The following is a 17,163-nucleotide window of genomic DNA, read 5'->3' as shown; positions in this document are numbered from 1 at the left end:
CGTGCTGGTGACGGGCGGCATCGTGCTGCCGATGACGGCGGGTCGGGCCCGGCTCGACCCGGGCGCCGTGCTGATCGACAGGACGGACATCGTCGCTGTAGGGGGGCCGGAGGAGGTCGGGCGGGACCCGCGGGCGGCGGGCGCCGAGGTGGTCGACGCATCCGGCACCGTGGTGCTGCCGGGCTTGCACAACTGCCACCTGCATTCCGGCCTGCTCCGGGGCACGGCGGAGTCGATGTCGCTGTGGGACTGGCTGCGTTCCTACGTCGATCCGGCCCACAAGGCGCTGACGCCGGAGATCGCGGCGGCCGCGTCCCGCCTGTGCTACGCCGAGGCCCTCCTGTCGGGCACGACGTCGGTGATGGACATGTGGCGGTACATGGAGGGCTCGGCTCGGGCCGCAGAGGAGGTGGGAATCCGAGCCACCCTCGTCCCGTACGTCGCCGACGACCAGGGCTACGACTACTTCGAGTCGATCGCCTCCAACCGCCGCCTCCTCGAGGAGGTCGGCTGCAAGCAGGGTGCCCGGGTACGGGCTTGGGTCGGCCTGGAGCACCTGCTCTACTGCACGGAAGGCTGTTTCGAGGCGGCCCGGCAACTGGCTGACGAGTTCGAATGTGGCATCCACACTCACTCGTCCGAGACGATGTGGGAAGTGCAGGAGTCGCTGCGGCGCTGGGGCCGGCGCCCGCTCGAGGTGACGTGGGACCGCGGGATCCTCCGTCCCGGCACGGTGGTCGCCCACTGCGTCTGGCTGGACGATCGAGAGATCCGGATCCTGGCGGAGACAGGCACCGCCGTCGTCCACTGCCCGTGCTCCAACATGAAGCTGGCATCGGGTCCGGCGCGGCTCGGCGCCATGCGGGCGGCCGGCGTAACCGTCGGGCTCGGAAGCGACGGCGAGAAGGAGAACAACAACCTCGATCTTCTGGAGGAGATGAAGTTCGCCTCACTCCTGCAGAAGGTGTCCACTCTGGATCCGGTCGCCGGTGACCCGTGGGACGTTCTGGCCATGGCGACGGCCGACGGTGCCGATGCCCTGGGGATCGGGGGGCTAACGGGCACCCTGGAGCCTGGCAAGCGGGCGGACTTGATCGTCGTGGACCTGGGTGGCCTGCACACCACCCCGGTGTTGCACGGCGACGACTTCAACGTGGCCGCCCACTTGGTCTTCTCCAGCCGGGGCAGCGACGTCCGCGACGTGTGGGTGGACGGCGAACGCCTGGTGGACGGTGGGAGCCCGATCCGCTTCGACACCGCCGCGGTACGGGCCGACGCCCAGGCCGCGGCCGAGGAGCTCTTCGCCCGCCGGGCGGCCCTCAGTAGCTAGATCCCCGGTTCGGGTTCAAATTTCGGGGGCGGCAGCCCACGCCACCGGGTCAGCCCGCCAACCGGATCGGCGGATCGCGGCTCGAAGCTCCTTGGCGTGCAAGCGGGATGAGGTGATCCGGACCCCGAGGGGCGACAGGGCGTCGCTTACTGCGCTCGCCAATACCGCCGGGGCGGCGATGATCGATGCCTCGCCGACCCCTCGGAACCCGCCCTCGGATTCGGACGGAGTGGGCCGGAGCACGACCCGCAACCTCGGTGCGTCGTTGGCCGTCGGGATGAGATAGTCCATCAGGGTGGACGCCAGAGGCTGCCCCTGGTCGTCGTAGCGGACCTCCTCGAACAGCGCCGCTCCGAGGCCCTGGGTGAAGCCCCCCTGGTGCTGCCCTTCCACCGCCGCAGGGTTGATCACCACCCCACAGTCGGAGACCATCACGACGTCGCGGATGCGCACCGCTCCGGTGACCGGGTCCACCTCGACCGCGGCGGCGGTGGCGTGCGCGCCGTAGGTCTCGTCGTGGTTGTATCCCCCGCCGGGCGATGGGCCGGTGAACCCGGGCGTGTACACGACCTGCGCCGTGAGCCCGGGTTCCAGGTCGCCGCCGAGGAGGTGGGGGTGCCACCAGGCGACGGACGCGACGCGGTCGAACACGCTCGGCGACACCGCGCCGACTTCTGGGAACGGTTCGCCGATCCGCAACGCGATCGACTGCATCTTCGCCCGCAGCTGCCGGGCCGCTCGCATCACCGCGCCGCCGCCCATCACTGCACTGCGGCTACCCCACGTACCCATCCCGAATGGAAGCGAGTCGGTGTCCCCGTCCCGGACCGCCACCCGTGCGAGGGGCATCCCGAGGGCACTCGCGGCCAGTTGGGCGAAGACCGTCTCGTGCGCCTGCCCCTGCGATTTCGTCCCGACCCTGACGTCGATATGCCCGTCGGGAAGCACGGTGATCGACGCCATCTCGATCGAGCCGAACCGGCCTGCCACGTCGTTCTGGGTGGGCGTCGTTCCCTGCACGAGCGTGGAGAAACCGAGGCCGACCAGCCGGCCTTCCCCTCTCGCCGCTTCTCTCCACGCCCGCCAGCGGGGGTAGTCGAACTCGTCCACCAGTCGATCGAGCAGGCTCCGAAGGGGACCGGGATCCATCCGGGCGCCTCCGTGACCCCACCAGGGCCTGACGACCTCGTCGGGCGTCAGGTTGAGCCGGCGCACCTCCACGGGGTCGAGACCGAGCTCGGCCGCGATCCGATCCATGACCCGTTCAGTCGTCAGATGCGCCTCGGGCTGCCCGAAGCCCCGGTACGCGCCTATGGGGCAGGTGGTCGTGGCGACGCAGGAGAGTTCCCATGAGACGTTGTCGATCGCGTACCCGCCGGAGATGCACCCGGCGGCGACCAACCCTGGCCCGGCGCCCGAGAAGTACAGCACCGGGTTGCCCAAATCCGAGACGATTCGGGCCCGCAGAGCCAGGATCCGACCGGTGTGATCGAACCCCGCCTCCACCTCGTGCAGCTGGGCCCTCGAGTGCACGGAGGCGGTCAAGGCTTCCGTGCGGTCCTGCGACCAGCGAACCGGGACCTCGGTGATCAGTGCCAGCATCCCCACCAGGCACTCCTCACGGGTGAAGTGCTGTTTGTTGCCGAAGCCGCCGCCCATGTCGGGGGAGATCACTCGAACCTTCGACTCGTCCAGACCACACACCTCGGCGACGACGGTTCGCAGTTGGTGCGGCTGCTGATTGGATGACAGGAGCGTCAGCCGTCCGGTCCCTCGATCCCACTGCCCCTGGGCGCCGTGCCCCTCCAGCGGCAGCCCGCATATGCGGTGGCTCTCGTAGCGGTCGGTGACCCGCCGCGGAGCCGCGGCCATGGCGTCCTCGAATCCCGGCGTGGCACCGCTCAGCCTGAGGAACTCGTTGGTGCCCCACTCCGGGTACAGAAGCGGAGCGCCCGGCAGCAGGGCCTCGGCCGTGCTCACCACCGCCGGCATCATTTCGTAGTCGATGACCACGGTTTCGGCGGCGTCCTCTGCTTCGGCTCTGGATCGCGCAACCACCGCAGCGACCGGCTCGCCGACGAACCTGACCCGATCCGAAGCCAGAATGGTCCACTCCAGAGGCTGGGCCGGCGGCTCGATCATATGGTTGAACTTCCTGGCCCCGGCCGCGTCGAGCTCCGCTTCGGTCACGACCGCGATGACGCCGGGCTGCTGGCGCGCCTCCGACGTGTCGATCCCCCGGATCCGTGCATGGGAGATGGTCGACCGGCAGATTGCGACATGGTGCAACCCGGGGACGTTGTGGTCGGCCAGGTAGGCCCCCCGGCCGGTGACCAACTGGGGACCGTTGACGCGCGGGACCCGTTCGCCGACTCCCTGGATCTCCGAAGCAGCGGCGGGCCGTTCGTCTACTGCAGTCACGGCGGTCCGGCCTGCCGCTCCGTGATCTCCATCACTGCGGAAATGATTCCGGTGTAACCAGTGCAGCGGCACAGGTTTCCCGCCAGTGCCTCCCGGACTTCCCGCTCGGAGAGGGGCCCGGGTCGGGACAGCACATCAAGCGCGCTCATCACCATTCCCGGTGTGCAGAATGCGCACTGCAGTCCGTGGTGGTCAACCATGGCTCGCTGGATCGGGGACAAAGAGTCGGGCGCCCCGATTCCCTCGATGGTGGTCACACTTCGCCCCGCTGCCGCGACGGCCACGACGAGGCAGGACCGGACGAGCTTCCCATCGAGCATCACGCTGCATGCGCCACAAGCCCCTTGCTCGCAGCCGGCATGGGTCCCGGTGAGGCCGTACCCGTCGCGAATCAGGTCCAACAGGGTGGACCGAACGAGAGTTTCTGCCGTCATCTCCTCCCCGTTGACCGTCATGGTCACGACGACGCGGCTCACGACCCCGGTCCCGGAGCCCCGACCGAGCGTGATTCGTACGCCCGCTTCACGGCGCGGGCACAGAGCAGGCCGCCCAGGTCGGACTTGTCCGGGTGCGCAAGGACACCGGCAACGACGCGGGCCGTTTCGCGAAGCGCCTCGGGATCGTCGCCCCACCGGCCGACGAGCACCGGGGCGAGCGTGTCGGTCAGGCCTACCGGTGTGGCCCCCACCCCACATGCCGCGGCCTTAACCGTGGTGCACCGTCCGTCTTCACTGAAGGTCAGCGAGACCCCGATCCCCACCTCGGCGAAGTCGCCGTGCCGGGGCGCCCACTCACACCATGACGCGCTCTCGGGCACCGGGCTGATGGGAATCCGGATGGCGGTGATGACCTCTGACGACTCCAGCCCGGTGGTGAAGAACCCTTCGAACAGCGATTCGCACGGGACCACCCTTTGTCCACTCGGCCCGACCGCCTCCACCGAGCCGCCCAACGCGACTAAGGCCGCCGGAAGCTCCGCGGCGGGATCGGCGTGCGCAATGGAGCCGCCGAGGGAGCCCAGGGTCCTTATGGCCGGATGACCCACATAGGCCGCGGCCTCGGCGAGCAGTGGAGCGTTCACCTTTACGAACGGATCGCGGAGCAGGCGCTCGTGCCGCACCAGCGCCCCTAGACGGAGGAAGGCGTCACCTCCAGCCGATTCTGTCGAGATCCCATCCAAGGAGAGGCACCCGATGTCCACCAGCAGCGTCGGCCGGGCCAGCCGCAGGGCCATCAACGGCAGAAGGCTCTGACCGCCGGCCAGTATCTTCGCGTCGTCGTTGCCCTCCAGGCACCCGATAGCAGCGGCCAGATCCGCCGGCTTCACGTAGTCGAACGGGGCGAATTTCATCCGAGTGCGAGCTGCTGCATCCGGGCCGCGACATCTCGGTGGCGACGGACGATGTCGTGCACGCCCGGTCTGACCAGTTCGCCCTCCCGGACGACCGGCCGGCCCGCCACGACGGTGTGGCGGGCGCTGACCGGACCGCACCGCAGCCATGCTTCGACCGGGTCGGTGAGGGCACCGGCAAACGACAGGCCGTCGATTGGCCACACGACGAGGTCGGCTGCCGCTCCGACACTCAGCTGACCGATCTCACCGTCGCGTCCGAGACATGCGGCCGAGCCCCGGGTGGCGAGCGCCAGCGCGTCGCGCGCGCTCGTGGCGGTCGGGCCACCGCGCAGTCGTCCCTGCTGCATCGCACATTTGGTCTCGAGCCACAAGGAGGCGTGGTCGGTGGACGCCGACCCGTCGCAGCCGATGCCTACCGGCGATCCGGCCTCGAGGAGTTCGGCGATGGGCGCCAGCCCTCCGCCGCCGATCATCATGTTCGACGACGGGCAGTGAGCCACTCCTACCCCAGCCCTCCCAAGCCGGGCCACCTCCGCCTGGTTGGGATAGATGCAGTGAGCCACCCATGATCGGGAGCTGAGCCAACCCACCTCCTCGAAGTGCTCCACGGTCCGCCTGCCGAGTGTCTGCTCTGCGAATCGGTCCTCGTCGGGATCCTCGGCGAGGTGGGTGTGGAGCCGGACATCCAGCCGTTCGGCGAGCTCTGCTGTGCGAACCATCAGCTCGGCCGTCACGGAGAAAGGTGAACAAGGGGCCAGCGCGAGCCGGACCATCGCTCCCCACGACGGGTCGTGATGCTTGGCCACCAGGCGCTCGCTGTCCGCCAGGATCTCATCGTCGTCCTGTACGACGGAATCCGGTGGCAGGCCGCCGTCCTTGGCGGAGAGGCTCATCGAACCCCGAGTCGGGTGGAACCGCATACCCAGTTCGATGGCTGCCTCTATCTCCGCGCTGATCAGGTCGCCGCCGTGTCGTGGGTGGACGTACAGGTGATCGGTCGAGGTCGTGCAGCCGCCCAGCGCCAGTTCCGCCAGCCCCACGAAAGCCGAGAGATAGGAGGCCTCTTCGTCCAGGGACGCCCACAGCGGGTAAAGGGTGGTGAGCCATTCGAACAGCGATACGTTCGCCGCCGGAGCGTACGCACGAGTGAGGTTCTGGTACATGTGGTGGTGGGTGTTGATCAGCCCTGGCGTGACCAGACCGCCACCGGCGTCGAGGGTCTCGCGAGCGACCGGTGGGGCGTCTCCTGGGCCGCCGATGTGGGAGATCAACCCGCCCGTCGTCGCTACCCACCCGGACCTGATCTCGCTCCGGCTGTCGTCCATGGTCACCACCATCTCGGCCCCGGTGATCAGCAGATCGGAGTCGGGAGTCTTGGTGTGGTGAGTCATGGCTTGCAGGGGCCCTCGATCCGCCGGATCACATCGACCCTAGAGCTGCCCTGTTTTCCGGGCGGTTATCGCTTCGTTAACCCCGCGTGTCAAACCACCTCGCGTAGGCGACGCAGTGAGCAACTCGACACAGGATCGTAGACGCGGCTTCGCCCCGGAACCGCCCAATCGTGGTCGGACGAAACCGACAGTTCATCAATCAACAACAGCTCGGAAATGTCGTCCCCGTAGCGTCGTTGTTGACAGCTGGTCGACGCGTGGGGTACCGCCGCGTCAATAAATACGGGAGGCACTGTGACCAACACCATCGGGCGGAGGGGCTTCATCCGGATGGGGGGTGCAACGGTGGGCCTGGCCACAGTCGGTGGCCTGTCGGCGCTGTTGGAGGCATGTAGCAGCTCATCCAAAAGCAGTACCGGTCCCACCACCACCACGGGCGGCGCGGGCGGCACCGTAGCCCCCGGGACGTATGGCACCATCGGGTTCCAAGTGTCGTGGATCCTCAACGACGAGTTCTCCGGCGAGTATCTGGCGGACAGCCGCGGGTACTACACCAGCCAGGGCTTTGCACATGTCAATATCATCCCCGGCGGCCCGAACGTTACCCAGGACGCCGTGGTTGCGTCGGGGAAGGCGTTCGCCGGACTGTCGTCGCCGGACATCACGGCTGCGGCCATCAATCAAGGGGCCGACCTGGTCATCATCGGAGCGCAGTACCAGAAAAACCCGTTCGCCATCATGTCGTTGGCTTCCAGTCCGATCAAGACGCCGCAGGACATGATCGGGAAGAAAATCGGCGTCCAGTCCACCAACGAGGCGGTCTGGAAAGCGTTCCTCAAGGCCAACAACCTGGATCCGTCCAAGATCAACGAGGTCCCGGTGCAGTTCGATCCGACGCCTCTGACGACGCACACCGTCGACGGGTGGTTCTCCTACATCACGAACGAGCCGAACCTTCTGAAGGTCAAGGGCTTCGACACCTACACCTTCCTGTTGAACGACTTCAACTACCCGCTGGTTGCTGAGAGCTACATGGTCGAGAAGAGTGCCCTGACCGGGGCCAATCGGGAGAAGCTCAAGGCGTTCATGCGGGCCGAGATCATGGGGTGGCACGATAGCCTCGCCGACCCGGCCGCCGGCCCCCACCTGGCGGTCACCAAGTACGGCTCCACCCTCGGCCTGGAGGAGGCCGAGCAGACCCTGGAGTCCAAGGCCCAGAACAAGCTCATCCTCACCGCTGATACACAGGCCAACGGCCTCCTCACCATCACCCCCGAGTTGGTCGACAAGTGCATCTCGACGTTGGCCCTCGGCGGAATCACGATCACGAAGGACAAGCTGTTCGACATGTCGGTGCTGACGGAGCTGTACCAGGAGTCACCCCAACTCAAGACATCTCCGGTGAGCGTGTAGTAGTGATCGGCGTCTCCTCCGAGTCCCCGTCCCTCGCGGGATCCCTCGGCGGAGCTGCGCCGCGCCAAGACGGGATCTGCCTGCGCGACCTGAGCAAGGATTTCCGCGTGGGGCGCACGACCATCACCGCTCTGCAGAACGTCGATTTCGACGCAGGTGCGGGCGCGTTCGTCGCCCTGCTCGGACCCTCGGGGTGCGGTAAGTCGACCATCCTGCGGATTCTCGCCGACCTGGAAACCCCAACGTCAGGAGAGGCCCGAATCCACGGCGAGCCTCCTTCGGCGGCTCGGCGTAACCACCATCTCGGCATCGCCTTTCAAGACGCCGCGCTGTTGCCGTGGCGATCGGTGACCACGAATATACGGTTGCCGCTCGACATCAGTGGGCTCAAGAAACCAGCCGACTCCATATCCGACCTAATCCGGTTGGTGGGACTGCAAGGCTTCGAGACGGCCCGACCCGCGCAGCTCTCGGGTGGCATGCGCCAGCGGGTCGCCATCGCCCGAGCCCTCGTGGTGGAGCCCCGGATACTGCTGCTCGATGAACCGTTCGGCGCCCTCGACGAGATGACCCGGCAACACCTCAACCTCGAGCTCCAGCGGATCTGGACGGAGCGGGCTACCACCACGCTGCTGGTCACTCACTCCATCGCGGAAGCCGTGTTCCTGGCCGACGTCGTGGCCGTGATGAGCCCGCGGCCGGGGCGCATCATCGCTCGCACGGAGATCGATTTGCCCCGTCCGCGGACCCCGGAGATGATGCGGTCGACCCGGTTCCACGAACTGTGCGACCACTTCAGCGAGCTGTTGTTCGGCCGCGTCAACCCTGACCAGGCCTGAGCCGTGCAGGACTCGACGGTCCTCCCTGGTGTGTATTCACGCCGGATGCGCCTCTCCCTGTCCAGGATCACCGAGTCGGTCGGTCTGGTCGCCCTCCTCCTGCTCTGGGAGCTGCTCGGCGCGACGGTGTTCCACAAGTCGCACGCCGTGCCGACTCCGACCGCGGTGGTGAGCAAGATGGTGAAGGACGGGTGGCACTTCTACTGGCCCAACCTGCAGACCACCCTCGCCGAGGCCATTAAGGGTTGGTTCTGGGGGAACCTCCTCGGGATAGCCACCGCAATGCTCTTCCTCGTGGCGCCCCTCTTCGAACGCCCCCTTCTGCAGTTGGGCGTGGCGTCGTACTGCCTGCCGCCCGTCGCCATACTGCCGACCTTCGCGATCGTATTCACCGGCGAGACACCGAAGGTGGTGCTCGCCGCTATGTCCGTGTTCTTCACGACGCTCATCGGAACGCTCGTCGGACTGCGCAGCGCCGACCCGGCGGCGCTGGATGTCGTGTACGCGTATGGTGGAGGGCGGCTCAAGCAGTTGACGAAGGTGCGGCTCCGGGCATCTCTGCCCAGCATGTTCGCCGGTCTCTGCATTGCCGCACCTGCAGCTGTCCTTGGCGCCATCATCGGCGAGTTCCTCGGTGGGACGCAAGGGCTGGGCGTGGCGATGATCAACTCCATGCAGGCGCTCGAGGTCGCCAGAACCTGGGGCATCGCCATAGTCGCGACCGCGGCCGCCGGCGCCGGTTTTGGCCTCACCCACCTCGTCGGTCGGCTGCTCACACCATGGGCGCCGGCGGGTGTCCGATGACGTCGACAGAGACGCCACCGCTCACCATCGACATCGAATGGGCGAGGTCAGCGCGGTTGGGCGCCGAGCGGGAGTCAGGTCTCGCTGTCCGGCTCGTTCGCCGGACGCTGGGCACGCTTGTTTCGATCGCCGTCGTGCTCGGAGCCTGGCTGCTGTTCCTGAAGCTGTTCCATGTCAACCACTTCATCGGCAAGACACCCGCGGACGTCTGGCGCTACCTCGTCACGTCGCAATCCGCGGGGGCGAACCGCACGGCGGTGTGGCACGAATCGGCGACGACGCTCCGCGACGCGTTCATCGGGCTCGGCGTGGGTACCGTCGCGGCGGTCGGGTGCGCCGTCGCCTTCAACCTGTCACGCCCGTTCGAGCGCACCGTCATGCCGATCGCGATGGTCCTGCGGTCAGTCCCGCTGATGGCCATGACGCCGTTGATTGTCCTGCTATTCGGCCGGAACCTCAAGACCGTCGCCGTAATCGCGGGGATCGTCACCTTCTTCCCGACTCTCGTCAACGTCAACTTGGCGCTGCGCCGGACGCCCCAGGAGTCGCTGGACCTCTGCCACGCCTACGGGGCGTCTCGCGCGGAGACACTGCGTCGAGTCCAGATCCCGACATCCCTGCCGGCCCTCATGGCATCGATGCGCATCGCGGCGCCCCTCGCCCTCATCGGCGCGCTACTCGCCGAGTGGCTCGCGACTGGCAAGGGCCTGGGCTACCGGATCCTGCAAGTCGGGGCGCTCTCCGATTACAACGGACTGTGGTCACGAGTCGCCTTGGTGACCGTCTACTCGTTCATCCTCTATCGCCTGATCGGCGCTCTGGAGACGATCGTGCTGGCCCGATTCGGGCCCCCCCAGTCACGCTGACATCGGTGTCGGTCTGCGGATCGGGCGCAGTGCAAGTCTTCGAGCAGCTCGCCGCCTGCTTCTGGCATCCGGTGGCCCGAAGCGCCGACGTCCGCTCGGGCCAAGTGACCGGGACCCGGCTGCTCGACCGTCCTTTGGCCGTGTGGCGGGACGGCGACGGCCGGGCGCAGGTCGTCGACGGCATCTGCCCCCACCGCGGAACGAGCCTCGCGCTTGGTGACGTGACCATCGACGGTTGCCTGCGCTGCCCATACCACGGTTGGCGGTTCGACGGCTCCGGGAGATGCACACTCGTTCCCCAACTCGCTCCGTCCCGCCCCATTCCACGGCAAGCCGATGTCCGAGCCTACCGGGTGTCCGAGCACGCCGGCTTGGTCTGGGCCTGCCTGGTTGACGAGGCGGACGAACTGCGGCCTCGGCCCACGTGGGCGGCAGCCACCGACGGCCGACACCAAGTGCACGTCGGGGAGGTGTACGACTGGAAGGCGCAGGCCTTCCGTCAGGTCGAGAACTTCTGCGACGTGGCCCACTTTTCCGTCCTCCACGTCGATACATTCGGCAATCCCGCCCTGGAGGTTGTCGCTCCCTTAGCCGTCGAGGTGAGCGACGACGGTTGGCGGCTGTCGTTCGACTTCCCCTATGAGGCGTGCGACCCGACGGGGAGCCGGCCGCCGGCGCCGATGGTCTTCGAGTACGAGATCGACCTGCCGTTCTCGGTGTCGTTGGGTAACGCCAGCGGTCCTGGCACGTCGTTGTGCATGGCCTCCTCGCCTCTTTCCGCGACCGAGACCCGGGTGTTCTGGGTGTGCACGTTCCCCCTCGACATCGAGGTGGACGAGGAGGCGTACGAAGCGATCGAGGCCCGCATCTGGAACCCCGATCGAGCCATAGTCGAAAGCCAGCGTCCGGTCCGGCTTCCACTCGACCCGCTCGAGGAGCTGCATCTGTCCTTCGACCGGTTCGCCGTCGCCTACCGAAAGCGACTCAAGGAGATCGGGTTCTGAGCAACCCCCGGGCCCGGGCTGCGATGGCATCGGGGTCAAGGTGCACCGGCTGGCCGTCCTCGACGACGACTTCACCCGCGACCATTACGAGCGCGGCACGGCTGCTCAGCCCGGTCAACAGCAGCCCCGAGAGCGGGTCGTGAACGCCGACCCGGTCGACCGTTCGCAGGTCCCACGCCGCGAGATCCGCCTGCCGGCCGGGGGCGATCACCCCCAGGTCGTCGCGTCCCAGGCATGCCGCCGAGCCACGGGTGGCGGCGGCGAGCAGTTCTCTTGCCGACGGCCACCGCTCCGGCACAGCCCGGTGGGCGGCCCGATGCACCAGGGCGGCCAGGCGCAGGTCGCCGAGGAGGTTGGCTCCGTCGTTCGAGGCCGAGCCAGTGGTTCCGAACCCCACCGTGATGCCGGCATCGAAGAACTGACGTAGCGGGGCGACACCCCACCCCATGCGCAGGTCGGGAGCGGGAAGGTGAACCACGCCGACGCCGGCCGCGGCCATCTCAGATATCTCGGACTCGGGCGGATCGACGACGTGTGCCAGCCACGTCCGAGGCTGAGCCCAGCCGTGCTCGGCAAGCAGCCGCCACGGGGTGCACCCGTAGCGCTCCCCGCACACCGTTGCATCGATCTCCTCGTAGAGGTGAGTGTGCAGCCTGACGGCGTCGTGGTCGGCCGCGACCTCTGCGAGCAGGTCGAACAGCTCCGGCTCATCGACGTGCACACCGCAGGGCGCCAAGGCAATCCTGACCCGGGAGCCGGGATTGGGGTCATGGAACGCGTCGATCAGGCTCAAACTGTGAGAGACCACCTCATCCACCGTCTGGACCAAGTCGAGGTCCGGGCCGAGGGTGATCGTCCCTCGGCAGGCGTGGAGGCGCACCCCCACTTCCCGGGCCGCGGCGACAGTGGCTTCCACGTAGGGAAGGGAGGGCCCAGCGGGGAAAAAGTAGTGCTGGTCCGCGACGGTCGTCACCCCGCCCATCAGCGACTCGGTGAGCACTGCCGCAGCCACCGCCTCGACCACGTCAGGGCCGAAGGCGCCGGCCTGGTACCAGCCTTTGACCCGCCGCCCCAGCCCTGCCAGCCACGGTTCGATCGGTGCTCGCTCCAGCTCGGGGACGGCACGGCATGCGCCCTGATACAGGTGCTGATGGGCGTTGATGAGCCCGGGCAGGCCGACAAGCCCACGGCAGTCGACCCGCCGATCGACTTCGGTCGAGAGGTCTATGCCGACGTCGGCAATGGTCGACCCGTCTATGAGGACGTCCGCCCCCTCGAGCTCCGTGCCGGCGTCGTCGAAGCAGGCAAGGCAGTCAAAGCCACTCAGGAGGGTTCGCACTTCAGCGAATGTTGCCTGCCGTGGCCGTCCCGGCTTCGACCGCGATGGCCAGGGTGTCAAACCAGTCGTGACGGGGCCACCAGTGCGGCCCCGACGTGTCCCGGACGACGACGTCGGGCCGCTTTCCTGGTACGAGGGAACCGATCAGGTGGTCGAGCCCCGCGGCGCGTGCGCCGTCGATCGTCGCCATCCGTGCGGCAGCGGAGGGCGTCAGATCCCCGTGGGGCGCTCCGGCGATCCGCGAGGTGAGCACCGCTCGGCGCATCTCGTCGATGCTGTCGGAGTTGCAATTGAGAGTTGCGTTGTCGCTGCCCAAGCCCACGGTGAGCCCCGAACGGTACACGACACGTGACGTGGTGTGGGCTGAATCCGTACCCGATAACCGGCGGTGGGTGACGTATCAAGCCGATGTCGTTCCGGCGGATATGGGACAGTCTCTACTTCGCAGCCGTGGCTTCTATCTCGATAAGGAATTCGGGGAAAGCCAGACGTTGCACACCGAGCAGGGTCGACGCCGGGCGGCAGCGGGCCTTCGTCAACAGTTCTCCAAGCGTCGGTCCAGATGCGAAGAACGCGTCGATGTCAGTTACGTAGTAGTTGAGCCGGACTACGTCGGAAAGCTGCATTCCGCTTTGCGAGAGGACCAGTTCGAGGTTCGCGACCGCCTGCGTGATCTGCTTGTCCATGTCGCCGGGGTGCACGGGCGCGCCGTCTGGATCCACAGAGGTTTGTCCAGCGCAGTAGACGACGCGTTGCGCTTCGGCCACGACGTGCGCCTGCACGAATCCGAACTGGTCCTGCCAGGTCCAGGGGTTGACGAATTCTCTTTGCATGATTGTCCTCCTGTCGGTTGTTCAAAATGGGTCATGGTTCGGAGTCGGCGGATGTCAACTGCCGGATTATTGACCCAGCATCGAGCCAGACGTTTTCACGCGACATCCGTTGGTCCTTGAATTCCCACAGGTGCAGCATCCGGAACGAGATCCGCTTGCCTTGACCCGCCACACCGAGGAATTCGCCAGGAACGCTTCCGTACCATTGGTGCTCGATTACGCAGAAGTCCGCTCCATACCAGGCGCGGTTCACGTCCATCCGCTCCGTCTCGAGGTTCGTGGTGAGCATCTCATAGAAGCCTCTCGCGGCCTGGGGGCCGCTGAGTGGGCCGTGTGGTGCCCCGACGACATCGTGGATCACGTCGTCGGTGTACATCGCCACACACCCGTTGGTGTCTGCGGCGGCCTCCGCGGCCAGGTGTGCTTCGATGAGCCGATTCATCTCTACCGGTTGCATGAAGCCCCCTATATGATTTAGTACGTGATCCGTACTAACGATAGTACAGGAGCCGTACTACCCGGGGCAAGCGATTCATTGGCGCGGACACCGAGCGCCGCGGGACGGCTCCGACAGGCCGCTCGCGTAATGCGACTCGAAATGCTCGGGCGCCTCCACCGAGCCGGATACCCCGACGTCAGCTACGCACACATCCCGATCTTCCGCTACCAAGGACCCGAGGGTCGTCAACCGAGCGAGATCGCCACCACCGCCCACCTCTCCAAGCAAACAGTCAACGACATCCTCGGTCAGCTCGAGCGCTCCGGATATCTCAAACGCCAACCCCACCCCGATGATGGCCGGGCCCGTATCGTTCGACTTACCGCTCGCGGCCGGCGCCTGGAGGCGGCCATTTGGCAGGCAGGACGCGACGTCGAGAAGACGTGGGAGGAACGGATCGGCGAACCGGCCTGGGCAGTCTTCCGGGCCGTGCTCGATCAGATTGCCGAAGAGGACCCCACCGCCGTCCCAGCCGACGGCACGTAGCCCGGGCTGCCCTTCCCCAAGCTCGCCAGGACGCACCACAGTCCCGGACTGCCCCAGAACGAACCCGGAGGCTCAATCGATCGACCACCCCAAAGATGTCGATCCGGGATGGTTATACGGGTGATCGGTTATCGGGTCGTTGGGGTGGCCCGACAACACGGGCAGGAGCCTCCCCAACCGCCAGACGTCGAGCCTCGGCTGTGCCGAAGCTGGGCACCCTGCATCGTCCAGCCAAGGGCTTCTCTGCGATCACGACTGGTCAAGTGCCGGTCAGGGTCCCTCGGATGTCCTTCATGAGTAGTAGGAGGTGAAGCTCGTTGGTCGGGCTGGGTCGGAATTCGGGTACGAGATGCAGATAGAAGTCCCGGGCTTGTGGTGTCTCGGCGTGGATCAGCAGACCGCGACAGCCGATCCGGTCGGACAGTTCGACCAGCCGGGCGAACACGTCTTGGAGAAGGGCGGCTCCTAGACCTTGGCCTTCGTGGCGGGTATTGACCCCGAGGCGGGCGAGCAGGGCCGCCGGCTGGGGATACCTGGCGGCGCCTTTGCGGACCCGGGGCGTGGCGGCCTCGGCAGTCACGTGGGCCATGCACCACGCGTAGTAGGCCACCACCCGCACATCGCCAGGCTCGGTGACCACAAACACCCTCGTCGTTCCCACCGCTACCGACTGGCGGGCGTAGCGGCGCAGCCAGCTGGTCTGCTCGGCGGAACGGCACTCGAGAATCCTCCTAGCCACGGCGTATACCAGCCAGCTTCGGCCAAGAGCGGCGACGAACGCACCTCACAAACCCGCAGTTCAGGGGGTTCGCCGAGTCTCCCCCGGCGGTTGGTCAGCCGGGGGAAACGTCGACGATGTCAGTGGTGCCTATGCCTAGACCTGGCACGGATCCGAGGTAGCTCGCATCCCCGAAGGTAAATAGCCCGCCGTCCGCGGCGACCAGGTTGTAGCCGCGACCATCCGGGGTAGAAGCGATCCCGACGACCGGCTGGTTGAGATGCTGGGCACCGGTCGATCCGTAAAAGCCCGCGTCACCGAACGTGAAGACACCTCCGTCCCGAGCGACCAGCCAGTACCCCCGCCCATCCGGAGTCGCCGCCATCGCGACGACAGGTTGATTGAGGTGAATGGCTCCGGTAGACCCGTCAAATGGTGCGTTGAACGAGAAGATCCCGCCGTCGGACGCGACCAGCCAGTACCCACCCGTTGCCGGATCGAGGGAAATACCAGTGATCGGCTGGTTGAGCCTGATGTTCCCCGTCGACCCGTAATACGGAGCGTTCCCGAACGCGAAGACGCCGCCGTCTGACCCGACCAACCAGTAGCCGCCTCCTCCGCCAGTGTTCGCCAGCCCGACGATCGGACGGTTCAGGGCAACCCCGGCCATCGAACCGTACGCGGGTTCACCGAAGGCGTAGACCGCGCCATCGGCGCCGGCGACTCGGTAACCCTCAGGGGAGGGGGTGGCCACCGCTCCCGACACCGACAAGGATGCGAGGTGAGACTTGAGGCCCGCACCGAAAGCAGTCGGGGTGCCGTCGTAGGAGCTGATCAGCGCCGGGAATCCGCCACAGCTGTATGTGTCCCAGGCCCACCCGAGATACGACACGCCATGAGCGTCCGCCCACGACATGTACGAATCGATGAAACCGGCCGCGCAGTCGTCCTCACCGAGCTCACCGGTGACGACCGGAACCGTTCGGGCGACGGGGGCGATCGTCGAATCCCAGCAACTGGCGGAACACCCTCCGAAGTTGTAGACGTGCACCGAAGCCGCCAATTGGTTGTCAGGGTCGACCGGTTTGTTGGCAAGCCAACCGGACAGGTCGCCTGCCCAACCCAGTCCCCCGATCATGATCGGCTGGGACGCCCCCGTGGAGCGAACGGCGTCCACAAGAGTCTGCATGCCGGCCGCCTGCCACCCACCGGAGGTGACACAACCGTTGCGCCAACAGGACCAGGAGATGTCGTGAGGCTCGTTGTATAGGTCGAACACGACCGCGGGGTTGGACTTGAACGCGGAGGCAACAGACGACCAGAAGGCCGGCGAATGGTCGGCGTCCGCCATTACCTGCTGCCCCTGTGCGAGGGTCGTTCCCGGGGCCGACCAGTGAAGATCGAGAATCGCAACGATGCCGGCGGCGTTGAGCTCGGACACGTACCCCTCGATCGCGGCGCTGTAGTTAGGCCCTGAGTCGGCCGGCTTGACGCCGTTGATACCAAGCCAGCAATCCTCGTTGAGAGGGACGCGTACCGCGTCGATGTGCCAAGAAGCCATGGTGGACACGGAGCCGGCATCCGAAGGGCCGTCGAATATCCCCCAACCGCCGGTACAGGCGTACTCCGTTCCAGAACGATCGACACCGAGCATCCGCACCGGTCGGCCCGACCCATCGACAAGCGCATTTCCCGCGACCCTGACGGATAGCCCCGCTGTCGCGCTGGACGCGAATGTCAGTGCACTTGTTGAAGCGTGCGTCCCCGCCGGTATCACAAAAGTCGCGGCTCCCACGAGCGCTCCGGCGGGAAGCACACCGACGACCGCGCGCGCGACTCCTTTGATTGCTGCGGAAACTAGCACCA

General features: G+C 66.8%; 17 protein-coding genes. 7 read left to right on the top strand and 10 right to left on the bottom strand.

Annotation, left to right across the window (positions count from 1 at the left end; genetic code table 11):
- Position 1: 1 nt before the first annotated feature.
- Positions 2 to 1,330, top strand: coding sequence for an amidohydrolase (locus VFZ97_09420; protein HEX6393650.1), 1,329 nt, complete (start codon positions 2 to 4; stop codon positions 1,328 to 1,330).
- A 15-nt stretch (positions 1,331 to 1,345) separates the two neighbouring features.
- Here VFZ97_09420 and VFZ97_09415 read toward each other — a convergent pair whose 3' ends face one another.
- From VFZ97_09415 to VFZ97_09400, 4 genes are read right to left on the bottom strand one after another with little or no spacing between them, the layout of a single operon-like run.
- Positions 1,346 to 3,751 carry a xanthine dehydrogenase family protein molybdopterin-binding subunit gene (locus VFZ97_09415; protein ID HEX6393649.1) on the bottom strand — a complete coding sequence of 802 codons (2,406 nt, stop codon included), beginning with the start codon at positions 3,749 to 3,751 and terminating at the stop codon, positions 1,346 to 1,348.
- A complete protein-coding gene (locus VFZ97_09410; protein HEX6393648.1) occupies positions 3,748 to 4,227 on the bottom strand; it encodes a (2Fe-2S)-binding protein in 480 nt (159 codons plus the stop codon). The genes VFZ97_09415 and VFZ97_09410 overlap by 4 nt, the downstream gene beginning before the upstream one ends.
- The gene (locus VFZ97_09405) at positions 4,224 to 5,102 is read right to left on the bottom strand and encodes an FAD binding domain-containing protein (GenBank protein ID HEX6393647.1); all 879 of its coding nucleotides are present in this window, start codon (positions 5,100 to 5,102) and stop codon (positions 4,224 to 4,226) included. Before VFZ97_09405 ends, VFZ97_09410 begins: the two co-directional genes overlap by 4 nt.
- The gene (locus tag VFZ97_09400; GenBank protein HEX6393646.1) at positions 5,099 to 6,496 is read right to left on the bottom strand and encodes an 8-oxoguanine deaminase; all 1,398 of its coding nucleotides are present in this window, start codon (positions 6,494 to 6,496) and stop codon (positions 5,099 to 5,101) included. The genes VFZ97_09405 and VFZ97_09400 overlap by 4 nt, the downstream gene beginning before the upstream one ends.
- A gap of 294 nt (positions 6,497 to 6,790) precedes the next feature.
- On the opposite strand from VFZ97_09400, the gene VFZ97_09395 reads away from it, so the two are divergent.
- From VFZ97_09395 to VFZ97_09375, 5 genes are read left to right on the top strand one after another with little or no spacing between them, the layout of a single operon-like run.
- Entirely contained in the window at positions 6,791 to 7,909 is a 1,119-nt protein-coding gene (locus VFZ97_09395; protein HEX6393645.1) for an ABC transporter substrate-binding protein, read from the top strand.
- 2 nt (positions 7,910 to 7,911) lie between these two features.
- Positions 7,912 to 8,748 carry an ABC transporter ATP-binding protein gene (locus VFZ97_09390; protein ID HEX6393644.1) on the top strand — a complete coding sequence of 279 codons (837 nt, stop codon included), beginning with the start codon at positions 7,912 to 7,914 and terminating at the stop codon, positions 8,746 to 8,748.
- Positions 8,749 to 8,793: 45 nt separating this feature from the next.
- The gene (locus tag VFZ97_09385) at positions 8,794 to 9,552 is read left to right on the top strand and encodes an ABC transporter permease subunit (protein HEX6393643.1); all 759 of its coding nucleotides are present in this window, start codon (positions 8,794 to 8,796) and stop codon (positions 9,550 to 9,552) included.
- Complete coding sequence (locus tag VFZ97_09380) at positions 9,549 to 10,418, top strand: ABC transporter permease (protein HEX6393642.1); 870 nt, start codon at positions 9,549 to 9,551, stop codon at positions 10,416 to 10,418. Before VFZ97_09385 ends, VFZ97_09380 begins: the two co-directional genes overlap by 4 nt.
- 29 nt (positions 10,419 to 10,447) lie before the next feature.
- Positions 10,448 to 11,422, top strand: a complete 975-nt coding sequence (locus VFZ97_09375; GenBank protein ID HEX6393641.1) for an aromatic ring-hydroxylating dioxygenase subunit alpha — start codon at positions 10,448 to 10,450, stop codon at positions 11,420 to 11,422.
- Here VFZ97_09375 and VFZ97_09370 read toward each other — a convergent pair.
- From VFZ97_09370 to VFZ97_09355, 4 genes are all read right to left on the bottom strand, one after another.
- On the bottom strand, positions 11,403 to 12,761 hold the full coding sequence (locus VFZ97_09370) for an amidohydrolase family protein (GenBank protein HEX6393640.1): 1,359 nt from the start codon (positions 12,759 to 12,761) through the stop codon (positions 11,403 to 11,405). The two genes, VFZ97_09375 and VFZ97_09370, sit on opposite strands and share 20 nt — an antisense overlap.
- Position 12,762: 1 nt before the next feature.
- Complete coding sequence (locus tag VFZ97_09365; GenBank protein HEX6393639.1) at positions 12,763 to 13,104, bottom strand: amidohydrolase family protein; 342 nt, start codon at positions 13,102 to 13,104, stop codon at positions 12,763 to 12,765.
- 94 nt (positions 13,105 to 13,198) lie between these two features.
- Positions 13,199 to 13,594 carry a Rid family hydrolase gene (locus tag VFZ97_09360; protein HEX6393638.1) on the bottom strand — a complete coding sequence of 132 codons (396 nt, stop codon included), beginning with the start codon at positions 13,592 to 13,594 and terminating at the stop codon, positions 13,199 to 13,201.
- A 31-nt stretch (positions 13,595 to 13,625) separates the two neighbouring features.
- Entirely contained in the window at positions 13,626 to 14,051 is a 426-nt protein-coding gene (locus tag VFZ97_09355) for an ester cyclase (protein HEX6393637.1), read from the bottom strand.
- A gap of 141 nt (positions 14,052 to 14,192) precedes the next feature.
- Here VFZ97_09355 and VFZ97_09350 point away from each other — a divergent pair, with 141 nt between their 5' ends.
- The gene (locus VFZ97_09350; GenBank protein HEX6393636.1) at positions 14,193 to 14,579 is read left to right on the top strand and encodes a MarR family winged helix-turn-helix transcriptional regulator; all 387 of its coding nucleotides are present in this window, start codon (positions 14,193 to 14,195) and stop codon (positions 14,577 to 14,579) included.
- 259 nt (positions 14,580 to 14,838) lie between these two features.
- Here the strand turns inward: VFZ97_09350 and VFZ97_09345 are convergent, their stop codons facing one another.
- Both VFZ97_09345 and VFZ97_09340 read right to left on the bottom strand, forming a co-directional pair.
- Positions 14,839 to 15,318: a hypothetical protein gene (locus VFZ97_09345; protein ID HEX6393635.1), complete on the bottom strand. Its 480-nt coding sequence runs from the start codon at positions 15,316 to 15,318 to the stop codon at positions 14,839 to 14,841.
- Between the two features lie 94 nt (positions 15,319 to 15,412).
- Positions 15,413 to 17,161, bottom strand: a complete 1,749-nt coding sequence (locus VFZ97_09340) for a glycoside hydrolase family 5 protein (protein HEX6393634.1) — start codon at positions 17,159 to 17,161, stop codon at positions 15,413 to 15,415.
- Between the last annotated feature and the right edge of the window lie 2 nt (positions 17,162 to 17,163).

The organism is Acidimicrobiales bacterium (assembly GCA_036378675.1).
Taxonomy (GTDB): Bacteria; Actinomycetota; Acidimicrobiia; order Acidimicrobiales; family Palsa-688; genus DASUWA01.
The sequence above is the reverse complement of the archived record's forward strand: the minus strand, read 5'-3'. Positions and strand labels throughout refer to the sequence as shown.

What these genes read in the sequence shown, in the direction of transcription:
- VFZ97_09355 (HEX6393637.1), bottom strand. Translation starts at nt 14,051, where the DNA reads ATGCAACCGGTAGAGATGAATCGGCTCATCGAAGCACACCTGGCCGCG.
- VFZ97_09385 (HEX6393643.1), top strand. Translation starts at nt 8,794, where the DNA reads ATGCGCCTCTCCCTGTCCAGGATCACCGAGTCGGTCGGTCTGGTCGCC.
- VFZ97_09350 (HEX6393636.1), top strand. Translation starts at nt 14,193, where the DNA reads ATGCTCGGGCGCCTCCACCGAGCCGGATACCCCGACGTCAGCTACGCA.
- VFZ97_09400 (HEX6393646.1), bottom strand. Translation starts at nt 6,496, where the DNA reads ATGACTCACCACACCAAGACTCCCGACTCCGATCTGCTGATCACCGGG.
- VFZ97_09380 (HEX6393642.1), top strand. Translation starts at nt 9,549, where the DNA reads ATGACGTCGACAGAGACGCCACCGCTCACCATCGACATCGAATGGGCG.
- VFZ97_09405 (HEX6393647.1), bottom strand. Translation starts at nt 5,102, where the DNA reads ATGAAATTCGCCCCGTTCGACTACGTGAAGCCGGCGGATCTGGCCGCT.
- VFZ97_09360 (HEX6393638.1), bottom strand. Translation starts at nt 13,594, where the DNA reads ATGCAAAGAGAATTCGTCAACCCCTGGACCTGGCAGGACCAGTTCGGA.